Annotated in this window: 21 protein-coding genes; 10 read left to right on the forward strand and 11 right to left on the reverse strand. The window is 38.3% G+C overall.

The window, feature by feature from the left end; all coding sequences use genetic code 11:
• Positions 1 to 23 precede the first annotated feature (23 nt).
• Positions 24 to 443 carry a F0F1 ATP synthase subunit epsilon gene (locus ASC84_RS21950; protein WP_056518359.1) on the forward strand — a complete coding sequence of 140 codons (420 nt, stop codon included), beginning with the start codon at positions 24 to 26 and terminating at the stop codon, positions 441 to 443.
• Positions 444 to 542: 99 nt separating this feature from the next.
• Here ASC84_RS21950 and ASC84_RS21955 read toward each other — a convergent pair whose 3' ends face one another.
• On the reverse strand, positions 543 to 1,316 hold the full coding sequence (locus ASC84_RS21955; RefSeq protein ID WP_056518361.1) for a tRNA(His) guanylyltransferase Thg1 family protein: 774 nt from the start codon (positions 1,314 to 1,316) through the stop codon (positions 543 to 545).
• A 96-nt stretch (positions 1,317 to 1,412) separates the two neighbouring features.
• On the opposite strand from ASC84_RS21955, the gene ASC84_RS21960 reads away from it, so the two are divergent.
• Positions 1,413 to 1,706, forward strand: a complete 294-nt coding sequence (locus ASC84_RS21960) for a hypothetical protein (protein ID WP_056518364.1) — start codon at positions 1,413 to 1,415, stop codon at positions 1,704 to 1,706.
• Positions 1,707 to 1,717: 11 nt separating this feature from the next.
• On the opposite strand, the gene ASC84_RS21965 is transcribed toward ASC84_RS21960, so the two are convergent.
• Positions 1,718 to 2,161 (reverse strand): ATP-binding protein, encoded by a 444-nt coding sequence (locus ASC84_RS21965; protein ID WP_056518365.1) that lies wholly within the window; start codon positions 2,159 to 2,161, stop codon positions 1,718 to 1,720.
• Positions 2,162 to 2,256: 95 nt separating this feature from the next.
• Between ASC84_RS21965 and ASC84_RS21970 the strand changes: the two genes are divergently transcribed.
• Positions 2,257 to 2,727, forward strand: coding sequence for a hypothetical protein (locus tag ASC84_RS21970; RefSeq protein ID WP_056518367.1), 471 nt, complete (start codon positions 2,257 to 2,259; stop codon positions 2,725 to 2,727).
• A gap of 15 nt (positions 2,728 to 2,742) precedes the next feature.
• Here the strand turns inward: ASC84_RS21970 and ASC84_RS21975 are convergent, their stop codons facing one another.
• The 5 genes from ASC84_RS21975 to ASC84_RS21995 all read right to left on the reverse strand — a co-directional run bounded on the left by ASC84_RS21975 (position 2,743) and on the right by ASC84_RS21995 (position 7,045).
• Positions 2,743 to 3,354, reverse strand: coding sequence for a hypothetical protein (locus ASC84_RS21975; RefSeq protein WP_056518369.1), 612 nt, complete (start codon positions 3,352 to 3,354; stop codon positions 2,743 to 2,745).
• Positions 3,355 to 3,634: 280 nt separating this feature from the next.
• Positions 3,635 to 4,180: a glutathione peroxidase gene (locus ASC84_RS21980; RefSeq protein WP_004723411.1), complete on the reverse strand. Its 546-nt coding sequence runs from the start codon at positions 4,178 to 4,180 to the stop codon at positions 3,635 to 3,637.
• Between the two features lie 154 nt (positions 4,181 to 4,334).
• Entirely contained in the window at positions 4,335 to 4,859 is a 525-nt protein-coding gene (locus ASC84_RS21985) for a hypothetical protein (RefSeq protein ID WP_004823717.1), read from the reverse strand.
• Between the two features lie 188 nt (positions 4,860 to 5,047).
• Entirely contained in the window at positions 5,048 to 5,794 is a 747-nt protein-coding gene (locus tag ASC84_RS21990; protein ID WP_056518371.1) for a helix-turn-helix domain-containing protein, read from the reverse strand.
• A 12-nt stretch (positions 5,795 to 5,806) separates the two neighbouring features.
• Entirely contained in the window at positions 5,807 to 7,045 is a 1,239-nt protein-coding gene (locus ASC84_RS21995) for an MFS transporter (RefSeq protein ID WP_227515188.1), read from the reverse strand.
• Positions 7,046 to 7,194: 149 nt separating this feature from the next.
• Between ASC84_RS21995 and ASC84_RS22000 the strand changes: the two genes are divergently transcribed.
• Both ASC84_RS22000 and ASC84_RS22005 read left to right on the forward strand, forming a co-directional pair.
• Positions 7,195 to 7,839, forward strand: a complete 645-nt coding sequence (locus ASC84_RS22000) for a TetR/AcrR family transcriptional regulator (RefSeq protein ID WP_004723407.1) — start codon at positions 7,195 to 7,197, stop codon at positions 7,837 to 7,839.
• A 142-nt stretch (positions 7,840 to 7,981) separates the two neighbouring features.
• The gene (locus tag ASC84_RS22005) at positions 7,982 to 8,875 is read left to right on the forward strand and encodes a DMT family transporter (protein WP_004823721.1); all 894 of its coding nucleotides are present in this window, start codon (positions 7,982 to 7,984) and stop codon (positions 8,873 to 8,875) included.
• 634 nt (positions 8,876 to 9,509) lie between these two features.
• On the opposite strand, the gene ASC84_RS22010 is transcribed toward ASC84_RS22005, so the two are convergent.
• The 3 genes from ASC84_RS22010 to ASC84_RS22020 are packed head-to-tail and all read right to left on the reverse strand — an operon-like array spanning position 9,510 to position 12,428.
• Positions 9,510 to 10,079: an L-threonylcarbamoyladenylate synthase gene (locus ASC84_RS22010; RefSeq protein ID WP_056518373.1), complete on the reverse strand. Its 570-nt coding sequence runs from the start codon at positions 10,077 to 10,079 to the stop codon at positions 9,510 to 9,512.
• A gap of 46 nt (positions 10,080 to 10,125) precedes the next feature.
• Complete coding sequence (dprA, locus tag ASC84_RS22015; RefSeq protein WP_056518375.1) at positions 10,126 to 11,253, reverse strand: DNA-processing protein DprA; 1,128 nt, start codon at positions 11,251 to 11,253, stop codon at positions 10,126 to 10,128.
• Positions 11,254 to 11,276: 23 nt separating this feature from the next.
• Positions 11,277 to 12,428 (reverse strand): LysM peptidoglycan-binding domain-containing protein, encoded by a 1,152-nt coding sequence (locus ASC84_RS22020; RefSeq protein ID WP_056518377.1) that lies wholly within the window; start codon positions 12,426 to 12,428, stop codon positions 11,277 to 11,279.
• 123 nt (positions 12,429 to 12,551) lie between these two features.
• Between ASC84_RS22020 and def the strand changes: the two genes are divergently transcribed.
• The 4 genes from def (at position 12,552) to ASC84_RS22040 (ending at position 16,086) form a co-directional block, all read left to right on the forward strand.
• Complete coding sequence (gene def, locus ASC84_RS22025) at positions 12,552 to 13,082, forward strand: peptide deformylase (protein WP_004723400.1); 531 nt, start codon at positions 12,552 to 12,554, stop codon at positions 13,080 to 13,082.
• A gap of 108 nt (positions 13,083 to 13,190) precedes the next feature.
• Positions 13,191 to 13,658 (forward strand): DUF2946 family protein, encoded by a 468-nt coding sequence (locus ASC84_RS22030; RefSeq protein WP_056518379.1) that lies wholly within the window; start codon positions 13,191 to 13,193, stop codon positions 13,656 to 13,658.
• Positions 13,659 to 13,728: 70 nt separating this feature from the next.
• Positions 13,729 to 15,801: a TonB-dependent copper receptor gene (locus ASC84_RS22035; protein ID WP_056518380.1), complete on the forward strand. Its 2,073-nt coding sequence runs from the start codon at positions 13,729 to 13,731 to the stop codon at positions 15,799 to 15,801.
• Positions 15,802 to 15,843: 42 nt separating this feature from the next.
• Positions 15,844 to 16,086, forward strand: coding sequence for a hypothetical protein (locus ASC84_RS22040; RefSeq protein WP_056518382.1), 243 nt, complete (start codon positions 15,844 to 15,846; stop codon positions 16,084 to 16,086).
• Positions 16,087 to 16,210: 124 nt separating this feature from the next.
• On the opposite strand, the gene ASC84_RS22045 is transcribed toward ASC84_RS22040, so the two are convergent.
• Entirely contained in the window at positions 16,211 to 17,419 is a 1,209-nt protein-coding gene (locus tag ASC84_RS22045; RefSeq protein ID WP_056518383.1) for an oxygenase MpaB family protein, read from the reverse strand.
• Between the two features lie 86 nt (positions 17,420 to 17,505).
• Here ASC84_RS22045 and ASC84_RS22050 point away from each other — a divergent pair, with 86 nt between their 5' ends.
• Positions 17,506 to 18,120: a TetR/AcrR family transcriptional regulator gene (locus ASC84_RS22050; protein ID WP_056518385.1), complete on the forward strand. Its 615-nt coding sequence runs from the start codon at positions 17,506 to 17,508 to the stop codon at positions 18,118 to 18,120.
• Positions 18,121 to 18,654: the final 534 nt, after the last annotated feature.

The raw sequence follows: 18,654 nt of genomic DNA on the forward strand, positions 1-18,654 counted from the left end.
CAACTCTAATTTAGGAGATTCACATGTCGACTATGCAATGTGATGTTGTAAGTGTTAATGAGTCTTTGTACTCAGGCACTGTGACAATGCTTATCGCAAAAGGTGCTGGCGGTGAATTGGGTATCATGCCTGGTCACGCTCCGTTAGTCACCTTACTCAAGCCGGGCGCAATTCGTGTTCTGCTTGAAAACGGTACAGAAGAGTTAATCTATGTATCTGGTGGTGTTCTAGAAGTTCAACCGCATGTTGTTACTGTACTTGCAGATACTGCAGTTCGTGCTGACAACTTAGATGAAGCTGCAATTCTTGAAGCACGTAAAAATGCTGAACAATTGCTTGCAAATCAAAAGAGCGATTTGGACTCTGCTGCTGCTTTGGCTGCTCTTGCAGAAACTGCTGCTCAGTTGGAAACCATCCGCAAAATCAAAAACCGCGCGCTATAAGACGCAGTTTGAGATTGAAAAACCACCCGCGAGGGTGGTTTTTTTATGCGATTAATTTATAGATGGTTCAAATTTATAACAACTCATCATGCTAGAAACTTATCCTTGAGGAGTGTCCAATAAAAATTGTGTTTGTATAAAATGACTATAATCATCCCCCAAAGGTAATTCATAGTCTTTAAAAATGTGTCGACGAGTTGATACTGTCGACTGTTTAGTTTTTGGATTAAAACCAATTTTTTCAATATCTTTCCAATATAAACCTGTGCCACGCTTTTGCCATGATGGCAATTCATTGAAGTTAATGTCACGGCTAAAGAGTAAATCATGCTTCTCTTGGCGAGATAATCCTTTTACTTGGTCGGTTGCATTTTTTACATTTTCTCCTTCCTTGCGCAACATCCAATAGCAATGTGCATTGAGTGCGTTGCGATGAGCATCTTCATGACGCCAACGAAAATAATCTTCAACAGTTTTTGCATTGGGCAGTATACAAATTCGAGCATCAAAAGTTGCCATCTCACCATGTAACACACTGAACTTTGCACTGGCTTCTGCGGCTAAAATAGAAATAATTTTTCGTGTTTTACGATTAAAGCTGTCATCTTTTAAATGAAACAGTAAGGAGATTTCATCGCTTTGTGTATAGCCATAAATAATATTAAAGCCACATTGCATTAAGTGAGTTGTTGTTTCGACCATCAAGTCCCTAAAACGCAGATCAAAGGGCGCTTCAAATTTCCAAATATCTTTGGTGAGTTTGGTAAAGCCACGTCCATCCAAACGCACAACGATATATTGTTCTGGCGGTACACAGAAATCATAAGCTGTTTCATAAACACGTAATCGTGTATCTAGATCATCAAATCTCATGGTTAAACTTCTTCGTTATTCTCATACTAAAGTTATATTTCATCACTGACTAGTTTTAGCATAATCTAAACAATAAAAAAGGAGATATAGAAGACAATGCACCTCATCGAACAGCAAGCGCACTTTTGGGAACTTTATCAAACGCAAGATGACTACTATCTCAGCATTGCCGTAGATATGAGTTCTGTTGTTTCATGTTGGGATATTTATTTAACCGGAGTAGAAATTCTGGCATATCAGAACAAAGGTCGAATTGCGATCGAAGATTTGGCAAGTTCAATTGTGGCTGAAACCTATCGTGGAGATTTTTCCAATATAGCAGCTCGTAAGGTACCTAAAGAAATACAACAACAGATGCAAACCGCATTTAAAACATGGCGGTTGGCTTAACATTAAATTTTTTATTCAGTTATGACCGTAATTGAAAAGTCATTATTTTCTATCATGTTTACTTTAAACAGCGCATCAAAACCTTCTGAACGATTCGGGACTTCTAATTTATAAAAGGTGGCTTTAACGCCTTTTTCAGCAATATTGGCTTTACCCTCACGTTGTGCATTACGCTGTAAAGTGCTGTCTAGATCCGTTTCAAAATAATATGAAATGACCTCGAAGCCAGCAGTTTTGGCAAGTTGAATATAACGGGCTCGATCGGCTTTGCTCATGTTGGTGTTATCTATCACGATTTTGGTTTTAGAGGCTATAGCTGCTTCAAACAGTATCTTTTCACGATGGCGTGTTTTTAGCATATCGAGATTGATACGTAGATGTGTATGGTAAAAATACTGTTGATAAAAAGTAGATTTACCCGAAGCTTGTACGCCTGTGAATAAAATCAGTTGCATGAAACACTACAAAAATACAGTTAATCTGCTATTAAATCATGTTCATGAACTTTGCTACAATCCATTCATTGTTGTAGAAAACCAATAAACTTAAAATGAAAAAATTAGTTCAATGTCGGTATTTATTTTCAATACTTCTACTGAGTGCTGTTTCAGCATGTCAAAGTCAATTTGTCACTACACCAAATGCACCCACTGAAGCAAGTTTGGTGGCAAATTCAGTGGGAAATGGTTTAGAAACAGAGTTAGATATCGATTATGTTGTCGCATTTAAAAATTTGAAAATGGCCTATGGGCAATGTGTTGCGTTTACTGGCGAAAAAGATTTTGTCTTTACCGACAATCGACTAGAACGAGATTTAGAAATGGGAACCTTGTTTACCCGTACAGAGGGTGGGGCCTATTTATCAAAAACCTTGGTGGAATCCATTGGAAAGAATAAAACCCGTTTAACGCTATTTTTACCCGCAAGTTATAAGTCTGCTCAAGCTCGTTTTAAGTTAGATGCTAAACGCGCGCTAGGACAAGATCGATCATGTAATGTCGCAAAGCCAAGCCAAGGCTGATCTGTTCAAATCTAATTAACTCTGTTCAATGGCTTGCTCTGTATTTGATCCAGGAATCATCATGCCTGCCAGTTTAAGCATATCTAGTTGGATGGTATTCATTTGTTGTTCGATTTTCTTAAAATCAACTTTTGAAATGTCTAAATCACCGTTTAACAGTGCTGAGTTAAGCACTTGCTTATTGGCTTGTAGCACTTGTTGGCGGATACCATCAATCTCTTGGCTTTTTAAATCTAATGAAATCAATGCTGTGTTAAATCCTTGTAGTTCACGAGTCAATGTTTTGACAGATTGTTGTAGCTCAGCTTGATTTTGTGATTGTATCGCTTGTTGTAAATTAGATTGGCTTTGCTGTAATTTTTTAACATAGTCACCAGTTTTCAGCTGTACGTTGGCAACATCACGTGCGATATAAAACATATTGCCTTGTTTTAAATCTTCAGTACTTTTTGCTGTTGATTGATTATTATTTGAGTCGGATGTATTCTCACTCATTTGCACAGTTTCAATCGCTTGAGCGTCATCTTGTTGACGTGATTGTTCAGCTGCTTGATTACAGCCTAGTAGTAACATGCCAGAAATAAAAATAACAAAAGGCAAAACCGCACCTTGTAAAAGCTTTTTCATCGTTGTCCAAAAGTAATTTAATCGGTTATGAATTCACTATAATTTGCAAAAGTGTAGAGATTGAGGATTGTTGCAAAGGACATACAGTCTGTAACTTTAGAGATTCATTTCTACTCAAACAAAAGCAAAAAAGAATGCATTTTTAGCACGCTATTGAAGGTGGTTGAAATTTTAAATTGTGAATAAAGCTAGAGGCAGTTTTGATCGAAAATATAAAATTTTCGATCAAAACTGCAAAATATAAAAATTTATTTAAAGCATAGAGCTTTTAATGCTCGATTTATTTTGCTAATTCAGCTTCAATCGCAGATGTAATTCGTGGATCATCAGCAGTGATATCTGGTGCAAAACGTGCCACGATTTCGCCATTTTTACCGATTAAGAATTTTTCAAAGTTCCAAAGGACTTCAGGTTTTGGGTTTGGTGTTAGGCCATAATCGACTAAGTCTTTCCACCAAGGACCTTCACCAATACGTTCAGGGATTGCATGAATTAAGCTGTCATAAAGTGGATGTTTATCATCACCAGCAACTGAAATTTTAGCAAAAAGCGGGAAGTCGACATTGTAAGTTAAAGAGCAAAATTGCTCGATTTCATCATTTGTTCCAGGCTCTTGCGCAAGAAAGTTATTTGCAGGAAAGCCGAGGATTTCTAAACCTTGATCTTTCTTTTCAGTATATAGTTTTTCTAAACCTTCATATTGTGGAGTAAGGCCACATTTAGATGCAACGTTAACGATTAAAAGAACTTTACCTTGATATTGATTCAAGGTCGTCGCTTCACCTTTGATGGTATTGACTGGGATGTCATAAACGGAATTGCTCATAGGGGTATCCTTAAAAATCAAAAGACAGTGATTAGAAATATGTCTAATGTTTTAGCGATATTCCAAGATTTCAGCAAGTTACATTTGTATATAAGTGTAATAAAAAAAGCAGATCATAGGATCTGCTTTTAAAAACTGCATCAAATTTAATCGATTATGGTGCAGCGTTTGCTTTGGCTTGAAGTGCTTGCATTTCAGTTAACAGGCTTTGTTGTAACTCAGTACCTTTCTTTTGTAGTTCCATGATTTTTTGTGGATCTGGTGAAGTCGCTAAACCAGCTTCAGACATTTCAACGCCTAGGTTATTTGACTCTTTCATTTTGTCACGTACAGACGCAACTTCAGTACTTTTAAGTGCTAAGCCATCAAGATCTTTGTTGAAACCATCCACATAAGTTTTCATTTTATCGACAACACCTTTCAGTGCATCTTTATCACCTTTTTGTGCAGCTTGCATCACTTCTGTTTGGAAGTTCAATGCTTCTTTAGCTTTCGCTGTAGACATTGTTTGAAGTGCAGTTAAATCGCTTTTGATATCAGCAGTATTATTGGTACTTAAAGAAACTGCAGCTGCAGCAGGTTTGCTCTCAGTTCCTGAAGCTGAATCAGCTGGTTTTTTATCACATGCAGTTAAAGCAAACGCTGAAGCACATAGTGTAGCTAGTAGTAATTTTTTCATTTATTCGAACCCTTCATTATTTAAAATTCTTATGAATTTGACGGTAATATATACAAATTCAAAAAGTTATATGCTTAATCTAGAGCATAAGATGCAAAATGCACAATTTTAAGGCAATTTTCTATAGTATTTTTGTATATAAACTTATCAATAAAGTGGAATTAGGCTGCTTGAAAAACACCCCAGTCTTAAAGATTTCGCATTTGTGCTGGGGTTTGATGAGTGTAACGCTTAAAAAACTCAATGAAGCTGGACGTATGTTGATAGCCGAGGTCTAAGCTAATTTTTTTAATTGAGGCGCCTTGTTGGATCAATGAAATTGCATAAATAATCTTGGCGCGATTACGCCATTCAGACAGCGAAAGTTTAAGGTGCTCTTGGCTAAGTCTAAGTGCATGCCGTTCAGTAATCTGAAAAGTATCGAGAATTTCCTGAAGGCTTTGGGGGAAGCGTGTTGTATCCGACAAATGCTCAAGAATAGGCTTGAGTGTGGGATGGTTGGTTTGCGGTAAATAATGCTCATAACACACACTATTTTGGATTTGATCGACCAACAGTTCTAATAAGTGTTGATAATAGGGAGATGATGGAATCCCTTGTTTCTGCTGCTCTAAAACTTCTTCAATGGTATGACGTAAAAAAGGGCGAATACTTAAAGTCTTTGTGCTTTGGGATAAGCTTTGACAAAGCTGAGGATGAATACGGATACAGATATAATGCGTCAGTTGATCATCCACAGCAGTACAACAATGTTCGGTTTGCGGTGGAATCCACAAACCATAACTTGGTGGAGACAGATAGGTTTGTTCTGCGACATTGAGTTCTAAAGTCCCATTTAGACTCAAATTAAAATCACCCCATAAATTTGAATGGGGTGTCACCACATCATGCTTTTGGTAGAAAAATTCTTCTACAGAAATCAGCGCTGAATACATAGTTGAAAAGACTTAACTCTCACATTGGATGGCAGTGTTTTCAGCTTTGGGGTTATTTAATCCACGACTCAACGTGAAGATTGAAATAAAGGCCAAAAGGATAAAACTCAGTACACTATACAATAAAATGTTGGCATTAAAATGGTCAACAACATAGCCACCGATTAATGCACCTGTTGCAATCATCACTTGGAAGAAACCAACAAATAACGGCATGCCTTTTTCTACAGCTTGAGGGGCATGTAAAAACATCCAAATATTGGCAGTGGTTGGAAATGCACCAAATGCAAAGCCCCAAAGCGCTGTAAGAATAAAGGCGCCTGATGGATGAATGGCAAATAGAGGAAAGCCAAAGAATACAACCGCAAAACAGATGGCAACGAATGCAAAGGTATAACGCACATTCAAATTACCGCTATAACCAGCAAAAGCATTACCAAAGATACCGGCGATACCAAATAATAGCAGTAGCGAACTGATGGTAGCACTGTCAAAGCCTGCTGAATTTTTAAAGAACGGGGTCAGATAGCTATATGATGAAAAATGAGCTAAACCAATCAACAAAATAATAATCAAACCTTGTCTGGCTTTACTGATTCTTAGCAATGCAGGTAAGTCTTTAAAATGAATGGCAGATTCTGGTTTTAAACTTGGGATAAATTTAATCCCCAACAGTAAAACAACGAAGCCGATGGCGGAGGTAATTCCAAATGATGTTCGCCAGCCATATGCATCACTTAACCATGTCCCAATCGGTACACCAAGAACAGTGGCTAAAGTTACCCCAGCCATGACTGTTGCTGTTGCTTTCGCAATAGGTAAATGGCTTGGTGCTAAACGACCACTTAAGGCAATCGCAGTCGCCCAAAATCCACCAATTGCAAATCCAAGAATGAAACGGCTCAGCAATAAAATTTCAAAAGTTGATGCAATTGCAGTGATGGCATTGGCAAACACCATCGTTGCAGACAGGGCTAGGAGTAAGTAACGTCGATCTAAATTTTTGACTAGAACGGGAAGGAGTGGTGCTGCTATGGCGGCCATGATCCCTGGGAGAGTGATCATCAAACCCGCTGTACCAACAGATACATGCAAATCACTGGAAATGTCGTTGAGGACACCAATTGGAAGAAACTCACTGGTGACCAAAGCAAAAGCAGTAATTGCAACGGTTAATAGCGCCAACCAGCTCCCTTGGCTACTGGGGGGAATCTCAGAGGACTGTGGTTCTGAAACTTCTGATTGCATCATATTCATGAAGATATATTCCTGCTGTAAAGCGAAAGCATATGGAGGTATTTTTTAATTCATTAACGATCGTTATAAAAATAAAATATTTGATTAATTTTGTGTTGTCAATTAATTTAATAATGTTCGTTATAAAAATATATGTGAAAGTTATGGCTGATTCTGAAAAACATGCTTTAGTCGCTGAAAAACAAGCACCTAAGCGTGGGCGTGGCCGTCCTAAATGTTTTGATGAACAACAAGCGCTACAAAAAGCCATGTTGTTGTTCTGGGAATATGGCTATGAATCCACATCGATGAGCGATTTAACCAAAGCCTTAAATCTTACTGCACCCAGCATATATAGTAGTTTTGGAGATAAATCACAGCTGTTTCATGCCTGTTTGGAATACTACTTAAAGCATGAGGCATGTCCTTTGGAGGTTATTTTTCAACAAGCCAAAACAGCAAAAATCGCCATTGAAATTTATTTGTATGAAAACCTTAAAAAATTGGTTCAACAAAATAAACCGACGGGTTGTATGTTGGTTACCGCAACCATGAATTGTTCACAAGAACATGCACCGATTCAGCATGATCTTTTGCTGAAAAGACAACAAGTCAAAGAAAATATCTACCAACGTTTGCAACAGGGTGTCAAAGAAGGTGACTTAAACCCACACGCCAATATTCAAGCGATGACAGATTATTATTCAACGGTGATTCAAGGTTTAACCATGCAAGCCCGTGATGGGGTTGGTGCTGAACAATTACAAAGTGTGGTGACTTTGGCAATTAAAACTTGGGAATTATTCTAGGTTTAAAAACGCATAAAATAGCATTTGTCTGAAAAGCCCTATAGATGTCTGAAATGCCATATTTAAATTTATTCCGACTTCATCGATAATCATTTCCAGATCCTATTCGACAGTCAAAATTATGTATAGCAATTCAAAACCCATGTGGTGGGCAATCAGTTTACCGATCATTGCAGTATTGATTTGGTCAATGAATATTGCAGTTACACGTTATGTTTCGGATTATATTTCACCTGTCAGTATTAGCTTTTATCGCTGGTTAGTGGCATTTATTATTTTGACCCCATTTATGTTGCCCCAAGTGTGGAAGCAACGTCATTTGGTTAAGCAACATTTTATGCAATTTGTCGTGCTGAGTGCTTTTGGTATGTTCTTGTATCAAGGCTTGGCATATAGCGCAGCGCATTACACCACAGCAACCAATATGGGCATTATCAACGCCTTTATTCCAGTATTTACCATTTTTGTTTCGATTCTTATTTTACGTGAAATCCCCAATCGCTTCGCTGTTGTCGGCAGTATCTTGTCTTTTCTTGGTTTACTGTATGTGATTGGCCGAGGGGATTTTAGCAACTTGACTCAATTGGCAGGGCACTCTGGTGATTTGATCATGGTCTTGGCTGTGTTCTTTTATGCTTTTTATGGGGTCTTTCTAAAAAAATGGCAATTGAAAGTTCCATTACTGCTGAGTCTCTATGTGCAAATTGCACTGACCTTGGTCTACCATTTACCATTTGTGCTTTATTATGGCATTGATGCGATTAACCAAGGTAATGTCGCTAGCGTTTTATATGCGGGTATATTACCTTCTCTTGTTGCACCTTTATTGTGGATGATGGCTGTGCAATATCTAGGTCCAAATCGAACCAGCATTTTTATGAATTTAATGCCAGTATTTACTGCAATCATTGCCTACTTCTGGTTGCATGAGGCCTGGACGATGTCGCATACGATTGGTGGTATTGTCATTTTAGTGGGAATTGCATTGGCACAAAAAAAGTCACTTAGTGTCAAAAAAAGTACATTATTGAGTTAAAATTTAAAGTGTTTTGAGTGAAAAATGTTCATTTAAAACTTTATTTTTTACGCTTTTTAAGTATTAAATCTGAGCAAAATTTGTTTTTGAATTAGTGATTTAACTATTGAAAATTCAAATAGTAAAACAAATTTAAACACTTAGTTTTATTATTGAAATTCAAGTCATTTGCAATTCACTCAAATGAACAGATATTGTTCAGAAGAATATATTTGTATTCAAAAAAAATTTATAGGATAATATTTTCATCGTAGCGAATTAAGAATTTCTTAATTAAATTGTTCTACACTGAATTTTTCATACCCTCTGGATGTGTTTAACGCATCCTTTTTTATACTCAGCCAACCCTATATGTGGCTGAGTTTTTTTTTGCCTTTTTATTGGCAATATTGAGGGTCTGTTGACAATTCGTCTACGCCTTGCGCTGCAAACAAAGCAATGCTTTGTTCTTGCTCAGGGTTGTGGCTAAAATTATCTCAGCCTACGTTATGAAACTCGAAAATAGTCTCGCTATTCTCTTCGTTTCCTGCTTTACGACGTATACGTCTCATGCTCAATTTTAACCTACAACGCAAGCCATTTATGAAATTCCAACAGGCCCTGAACTCATGTTGGAATGAATATTTTAACGTGTTTAAGCCCGAATCACTTGTGCTGTAGATGCATCAATGATTTTGCTTGGCTCGCGACTTAAACCAAGATCACCATTTAAATAATTCAATTCCGAACCAAAATATTGACTGGCTTGTTGTAAAGATCTTGCTGGTTCTAAACCTGCCGAATTTGCACTGGTCGACACAATAAAGCCATTAAAGGCATTACATAAGGCAATGCACAAAGGGTGATTGGTTACACGAACCGCAACCTGAGCATGCTGGCCTTTAATCCATTGTGGAATTTTATCATCAGCTGGAAGTAGCCAAGTTGTTGCACGTTCTGTTCTAGAGCGTTGCGTCCATGATTGAATGATTTGTTCACGAATAATAGGGTCAATTTCTGTTAATAGATGCTCAACTTGTGTGAGCTGTCCTGCCAATAAAATTACGCCTTTCTCTATAGGGCGTTGTTTAAGCCTTAAAATTTCTAAAAAAGCCTGTTCATTGAACGGATCACAGCCTAAACCCCATACTGCCTCTGTTGGATAAGCTAAGACTTTACCTTGTTGAAGAATTTGTGCAGCTTCAGCAACTGAGGTTGTAATCATCTATGTTTACCTTGCCATTTCGTGGAATAAGCCACTATTGTGAACCTTAATAACTGACTCGGCAACGTAAGTACAGCCCAGATTGTTGAATACAGTGACCCAAAAGTTCTAATTCCATAAGATCGCTTGTGAGTTGTGCAATGTCTAAATTTGCGTTTTGAGCAAGCGTATCTAAGTCTTGCCCAATCCAATCCAGCAATTGATACAGCTTAAATAAATGCTCGGGAATTTCTGGCATTGGGGATAGTGATTCAGACTGTTGTGCACAATGCCATTGGGTGGGAAGTGCTAAATCTTCAACAATCTGTTCTGGATGATCAACCAGAATGGCCCCTTCACGAATGAGCTGATGACATCCTTGATGATGCTCTCCATAAATATGCCCTGGAATTGCAAAAATCACTTTACCTTGTTCTGCGGCAGCTTGCGCCGTAATCAGTGAGCCACTACCCAGTTGTGCTTCTGCGACAACAACACCTAAGCTCAAACCACTCACGATCCGATTTCGATAGGGAAAATTGCGCTGAATAGGCTGAGTTTCTGGCAGGTATTCAGTCAAAATCGTTCCTGAATGCTGCAAAATTTGTTCTTGTAACTGTCTATTTTGACTGGGATAAACTAGATCTAAGCCTGTACCGATCACCGCAATGGTTCGATGGTGTTTTAGTCCACCCATATGTGCAGCGGCATCAATTCCCAGTGCTAGACCACTGGTAATAAAAAAGCCCTTTTCACTCAAATAGTAAGCAAAATCATAAGCCACTTGTTTGCCATGCGGACTTGGCTTTCGGCTACCCACGATGGCGATTTGCGGTTGACTTAGATTCTGAAATGCACCTTTACCAAATAGAATTGGCGGATGATCAGGATAAGGTAACAGTTGTTGAGGATAATGAGGGTCAGTATCTAAAAGAATAAAATCTGTATGTTGTTGAATTTTATCGAAGCAAACTTGAAATTTGGATTGCCCAAGCGCAGTGAGAAATTCACTGGCTCTTTCAAGATGGTTTTTATGAATTTTGGCTTCAGACCAGCAGTTTAAATTTTCAGCTTGCAGCACTTTTGCGATAGAACCAAAGTGTGTTTCTAATTTACGAAAAGCGCTGAGCGAATGTTGAACCAAATACCAAAGTCTGATGGCATCATATTGGTCATTGGATATCTGCTTCAACATATTTAAATCACATCATGAAAAACTTAGTTATCTGCAATTGCAGGCGGTTTAATTTCAGCACCCATTTTAATTGGTAAATTACTTTCCAAAATATAGGCATAGCTGAGGTGATCAAAACTCTTAAAGATCATCAGCGTACCAATTTTTTGGCTTGGTAATTTCACAGACTCTTTGGTTTTTGGGTCACGGACCGTTTCACCTTGTTGGTAAATACTAAAGACCTGTCCAGGTTTAGCACCTTGTAAGCTTCCACGGTCAATGGTGACTACACTATATTGCGCTGCTGTACCAATTGAACCCTGTACACGAACCACTTTACCGCCATTGGTGACTTCATTGGTGGTGGTTGGATAGAATAAACTTGGCAATTCGGCATCATAGCTTGGTAGGACATAGTCGCCCTTACGCACTTCAGCATTATAACTTTTGGTTAACTCAAGGGTGGTGACATCATTTTCACCAGCCGCCGCAGTTGCAGAAGCAACCTCAGTTAACTCCATGCCCGCATTAAACTTTTTGCCTTCAGCATTGAGGAAAATATAGGGTTTGCCTTCACGATAGATCCCATAACGTTGACCCACGACTAAGCCATTTCCACGCGCATAAACGGTTTGTCCTGCACCCGTAATCACACGATTATCAGCAGCACCGATGGTATAAGGGATGTTCTGTAAAGATTCAGGATTGACCACAATACTGTGTTCTAACCACGGTTGAATATCTGATAATGGAATCACTGAAATCGCATTATTTAAGGATTCAACGCGTATTTGAGGGCGTAAAGATGTTCCACCTTGATGACGACGGATAATTCCATCACAACCATCACCTTCATCTATACCAATCAATGGGCGACCATCTAAAGTACACAACAATAATTTATCGCCTGGATAAATCCAATGTGGATTTTTAACATGCTTATTGCTTGCCCAGATTTCAGGCCAGCGCCAAGGCTTGCTTAAAAATTTCCCCGCAATATCCCATAACGTATCACCACGTTTCACCACATAGACATTGGGTGCACTGGATTTAAGTGCAGGTGGATTGGTATTTGGACTTGCGTGTGTGATTTCCATGTAAGTGAATCCTGCACTTAAACATAGTGTCACAGCAAGTAATTGTTTCTTGAACCCCTTGGCATGAAAGTTCGTTATGCCAGTTAAAACCTTTTTCATTATCATAATTCCTAAAATTATGTCTCTATATGCGTTATAATACGCATATTACACACATTTTTTTAATGAAGCATATTCTTCATTTAGTTTTAAGATCAATGGCATAGCAACAGAGGGTACAGTATGGCCTTATTACCTATTTTAAGTTTTCCTGATCCCCGTTTACGCACCATTGCAAAACCTGTCGATGTGGTAACTGATGAAATTCGCCAGTTAGCAGCAGACATGTTTGAAACCATGTATGAAGCGCCAGGTATTGGTCTGGCTGCTACACAGGTCGATCAGCATATTCAGCTTATCGTAATGGATCTGTCTGAAGACAAAGACCAACCTATGGTGTTCATTAACCCCAAAATAACACCGCTTACAGAAGAAACCTTATCTTATGAGGAAGGCTGTCTTTCTGTTCCTCAAATATACGATAAAGTTGAGCGTCCGTCACGAGTTAAAATTGAAGCAATTAACCTTGAAGGTCAAGCTTTTGAAGTCGAAGCGGATGATCTATTGGCGGTATGTATTCAACATGAAATGGATCACTTAAACGGTAAATTATTTGTGGATTACTTATCCCCTTTAAAGCGTCAACGCGCGCGTGAAAAAGTGGAAAAAGTGGTTCGTCAGCGTGAAAAGCAAAAAGTTCCAGCAAAACGTTGATCTGAGTCAGTTGAATTTTAAAAACTTTTAAAATTTTCCTGCAATACAAAGCCCAATTTTGTTTGGGCTTTGTTATACTCTGGCTCGAAAAATGTTGAGACGAACGTTTTGTTGAGAATAGGTTTACTGCTCGGTTTTACCGCAGTTTTTTTACAGATTGCTGTATTTTTACAGCCTTTGCTACCGAAGCAATATCAAATTGCGCCGGTCTGTGAAACTATTACTCAAGCTTTAGTACAAAGTCATTTCTACGAAAAGCATCAACATAGCACCCATCATCAACATCAATCTGTATCTTCTGCACATGAAGCTGCCAGTCATGACCACCTGTTGGCCCATGCTGAGCATGCAGTGCCAGAGCAACCAAGTTCACATCACCATGATGCGGGTCACCAGTGCCAATACTGTACAGTCTATGGCAATCTGGTTTTACCTCCTGAACTTGAAATCAAAGAAATATTAGATCGTATTCAAGTGCGACTGGTTGCATTTCAAAAAGCATTTCGACATGTCTATTTTGTATTGCAACGTTTGTTTTTACTTCCCCAAGGCCGAGCCCCGCCACTTTTTGCATAAATCAAAAACTTAATTTTTAGGGTCTTCATTGACTCCAGCCTTGTTTAATTTATGATTTAAGAGAAAGAAAATGGCTCAACCTCAATTCTTTTTACAGCCTTTAGCGGCTGCGGTTTGTGTTGCTTGTTATTCTACAGCGGCATTTGCACACGACCAGGAACATGCATCTCAACTTGCTCCAATCGTGGTTACAGCACAGTTAAATAATGATGCCAATGGTTTGATTATTCATGCTGATCCAAAACAACCGATTCAACCTGTACCTGCCACAGATGGTGCTGATTATTTGCAAAGTATTGCAGGCTTTAATTCAATTAAAAGCGGTGGAACCAATGGAGATGTCACATTCCGCGGCATGTTTGGTTCACGGATTAAAATTTTAACAGATGGTACCGAAAATTTAGGTGCATGCCCTGCACGCATGGATGCACCTACGTCATATATTCAACCTGAAAGTTTTGACCGTATTTCGGTGGTGAAAGGACCTCAGACGGTTCAATATGCCAATACAGGTTCAGCAGCCACGGTTATTTTTGAACGTCAAAAACCAACCTTAACAGATGATAAAAATTATCAAGGTCAAGCCAGTGTTTTAGTCGGTTCTTTTGGACGTTTGGATCACAACATTGAAGCTGCTGTAGGTGACAGTAAAAAATATATGCGTATCAATGCCAATCGTTCTGAGTCAAACAGCTATGAGGATGGTGATGGTAATAAAGTGCCTTCTTCTTGGGAGCGCTGGAATACCGATTTAGCCTTAGGCTGGACACCCGATGAAGATACATGGGTTGAACTGACGGGTGGTAAAGCCGATGGTGAGGCTGAATACGCAGGCCGAACCATGGATGGTTCTCAATTTGCACGTGAAAGCCTAGGCTTACGTGTTGAAAAGAAGAATTTAAGCCCTGTGATTAAAAAGCTCGAAGGGCAAGTGAACTATAGTTATAACGACCATATTATGGATAACTTTAGTTTACGTACACCACCAATGACACATGATATGAATACACATCAAATGGTGTCGAATCCAATGGCAATGCAGGTGACACGTCGTACTTTAAATAGTCGTTTAGCCATGACCAGTGAATGGGATAAACTCAGTTTAATTACTGGGGTGGATTCTCAGCTGAACAAACATGGTGGCAGTATGTCATCACCGACCATGCCATCCATGAATGTTGCATTTAGAGAGGATATGCGCTTCCAATCTTATGGTGCTTTCGGAGAAATGACCTATCAATTCAATGATGCTTATAAATTGGTGACAGGTGCACGAATTGATCAAGTTAAAATTGATGCATTAAAACTGAATGATCAACGTAAAGAAACTTTGCCAAGTGCATTTATTCGTTTAGAAAATCAATCTCCTGAACATAATGCCAAATCTTATATTGGTTTAGGTTATGTGGAACGTGTTCCAGATTATTGGGAGCTATTCAGTACTGCACATGGTAATACTGGTATGTCTAAACCGACGTTTAATGATCTAAACACTGAAAAAACTTTACAGTTGGATCTCGGTTATCAATACCAACATGATGCATTGAGTGTGTGGACATCAGCATATGCAGGATTGATTAATGACTTTATTTTATTGAGTTATCATAATCATCCAACGGGCGGGATGGATGGACATAGTCATGGTTCATCATTTAGTGCGGGTGCAAAAAATGTCGATGCAACTATCGCGGGTGCTGAAGCGGGGATCGGTTATCAATTTACTGATGCGATTCAAGCGGATTTAAGTGCAATGTATGCATGGGGCGAAAATACCGATACACATAAACCATTGCCACAAATTGCGCCTTTAGAAGGTCGTTTGAATTTACGTTATGTTCAAGATAAATATTCTTTAGGTTTATTATGGCGTGCGGTGGCGAAACAAGATCGTATTAGCTTAAATCAAGGTAATATTGTCGGTTATGACACTGGTGAAAGTAAAAGCTTTACCACCTTGGCATTGAATGCGTCATATAACATTCAAAAAGATCTAAATCTTGCTGTTGGTGTCGACAATGTCTTAGATAAAACCTATACCGAGCATTTAAACAAATTGGGTGTAGGTGCGGATGGTCAAGTCGGTACTCAACAATTTAATAATACTGGGCGTAATTATTGGGCTCGTATTAGCATGAAATTTTAATTGATTTAAAACTGATTTTTTACAGAAATATGAGGATGTTCTATGAGTAATGACAGTAATAAGTTGTCACCTGAAAAATCGTTTTGGGGATGGAAATTGCTGATAATCGCAATTATTTTAAGCTGTATTTTTATGGGAATCTTCTATTTGGCGATTACCAACGAGCCTGACTATATGCCAAGCCAAAAACAGAATGCAGCTCAGCAACATGATATGTCTAAGATGAGTCATGAAAGTATGCCAAACATGGATCATTCGGCTTCTGAAGCAACGCATTCTCATTGATCAATGAGTAAAGTGACGCGAAGTCATGTAATGTGAAACAAGGGGAGGCCAATTGGCTTCCCCTTGTCTTTTCGAGTGTTCCTATTTAATTTAATCATGAAGTACGGGAGAGTGAGAGTAGATCTTACTGATGCATACTCGCTAATTGTTTCCCCGCATTTTGATAAAGCTCAAGTGCATATTCTTGTTCTGCACGACCATTCTGTTGTAAATATTGATCCAGTTTGTCGATATGTTTAGCGCTCCGGTAGAGCAGGGTATTTTTTGCAATTAAATAAAGCGGATACCAAGCCAAAGTACGTGGCTTGAGTCCTAGGTTTTTCATTTTACGTTGCCCAATAAAAAACTGAGTAATATCCAAATGATTTTGATAGGCCTTTTTTTGCAAAAAGGAATTGAAGTGTTTGTAGTGTCGTTCAAAAGGCTCTTTGGATAAGCTGATGGCTAAAGCTTTGCTACTTTCATCGGCCTTGGGGTGGGCATAATTCATCCATTGCAGTAGTTTCCATGCGTCAGACTCTTTATTGACTAGCCATTTTTCATCTACTCCCATTAACCAGCCCGTATATTTCCAAAAATGCATTATGGCTTCTGATTCGGTTTTGCTTGGAAAAATACCAATGGCTCTGACACCGAGAAGTAACACCGCACTAAATGCGATATTGGTCATGGCTTGATCATATTGATTGATCGGCGCTCCCCAGATATCGTTATCCCAGTCTTTGGATTTATTGAGTTGATGTCGTACCAACGAATGAATAAAACGCACATAAATGGTTGAAGTAAAACCATTGTTAAAACGAGAGAAACTATCTTGTTGATTGACATCAAGCCACCATTTGTGGGTTTCAGCTAAGCGTTTTCCAGCGTATTTATGTAAAGCACCTGTCATAATTAACGGTTGATTAAAACCAGGGTATTGATAACCCGTCATTAAAGCCACATCGCGTAAAATAAAAGTGCCATTTGTCCCTAAACGATGGGTAAATTTGATCGCAGTTTCAATTTTAGCTGGATCAAGCCAAGTAGGCGCTTGTTCAACCATTTTAAAAAAATCAGTTAATTCAGGGATTTCATTGGGAAGTTTATCCAAACCTTGATACAAGGCTGTTTCAAAAAGCTTTCTATTTTGTCTAGGATTGGTCATCACCCAATCCATAACTTTATCCATCGCGATATCACCAGTCTGTAAGGCTCGATTGAGTGAAAGATATTCGTCATAACTCGGTTGTAACTGCTGGTCTGTAAAATAATAAAAAAGCTTAGACTTCATATTTGTTCGTGCCATGGTCTCAAATGAGGCAAGGCGTTGTGGCTTAATTAATGTTTGCATTTTGAGCGCGACCTGATTATTGTTTAGTCAAACTCTAATATGAATAATTATTCGCATTCAATTCGCATTTTGGAGTGAACCGCAAGATGAGAAAACAACCACAACAACAACGTGCTCGGAATGTCGTAGATAGTATCTTGGAAGCAACTCAATTATGTGTTGCTGAATATGGCTTAATCAACGTCACTACACCCAAAATTTCAGAAAAATCAGGTGTCAGTGTTGGTTCTATCTATCAGTATTTTGGCAATAAAGAAGAAATTATTCAGGAGCTTTTAAGTCGTAAAAGTGAGCAGCTGGGGCTTGCGTTGAAACAGATTGCGATTAGCCAAGAAGAATTGAGCTTAGAAGAAATCATTCCACTTAGTCTTCAATTCGGTTTTGACATGATGAAAGCCGATGGTGGCTTTTTTATTGAAGTGCTTAAACATTGGCATGGCTATAACAATTCAGAAGCAGCAAAAGTGTTAGAAAAGCATTTCTATGAAGTGGGATTGTATGTATTTAGCCGTTTTTTTAATCATTGGAGTTTTGAAGTACTTAAAAATAAATCCTTTGTGATTATCAATAGTACGCTTTTTACCATGATGCGTTATGTCAGTCATAATAATTTTCTAATTTCAGAACAGCAGCTAAAAAAAGAATTAACTTTGATGATCTTGGCTTATCTAGAGCAAGGCGCCAGCCCTAATCCGCTTTAAGATAGTCTTTAATGGTGGTAGGGATCCATAGATTGTACTCGACTTATATAGACATACATCCAAATACAAATAAAGCTTGGTTTTATCGAACCCGATTTTATAGAGTTGGTTTTATAGAGTGAGTTTTATAGCGTTGGTTTTAGCAAGGCTAAGTATTGTTTGAGTTGGGACAGAACATTGATCTCTTTATCGGGAATAGTTTGCTGTTTTTATTCAATGATAAAAGTGATCTATCTCCTTATATAGATTTTAACCGCCGTATCTCTATTAAATTGCATTTATAACAATGCTAAGGGTATACAAGAGGCCGTTTTAGTTGTTTTAGTGAATATATGATGGGGTATTGGTTTTTTATTGCTGTGTTTTTATGCAAAAAAGCAGATTTTTAAAGAAAAAGTGCTGTTTTAGAAGAATAAATAAACAAGTGATAGATAAAATGAAAAATAATTAAAAAAAGGGGTTGTGTTGGATTGGGAATGCTGTAGAATGCACATCCATCGGCGGTGGTGTTAAATAAAACTTCTGATAAATCAG

This window comes from Acinetobacter sp. Root1280 (genome assembly GCF_001425285.1).
Taxonomy (GTDB): domain Bacteria; phylum Pseudomonadota; class Gammaproteobacteria; order Pseudomonadales; family Moraxellaceae; genus Acinetobacter; species Acinetobacter guillouiae.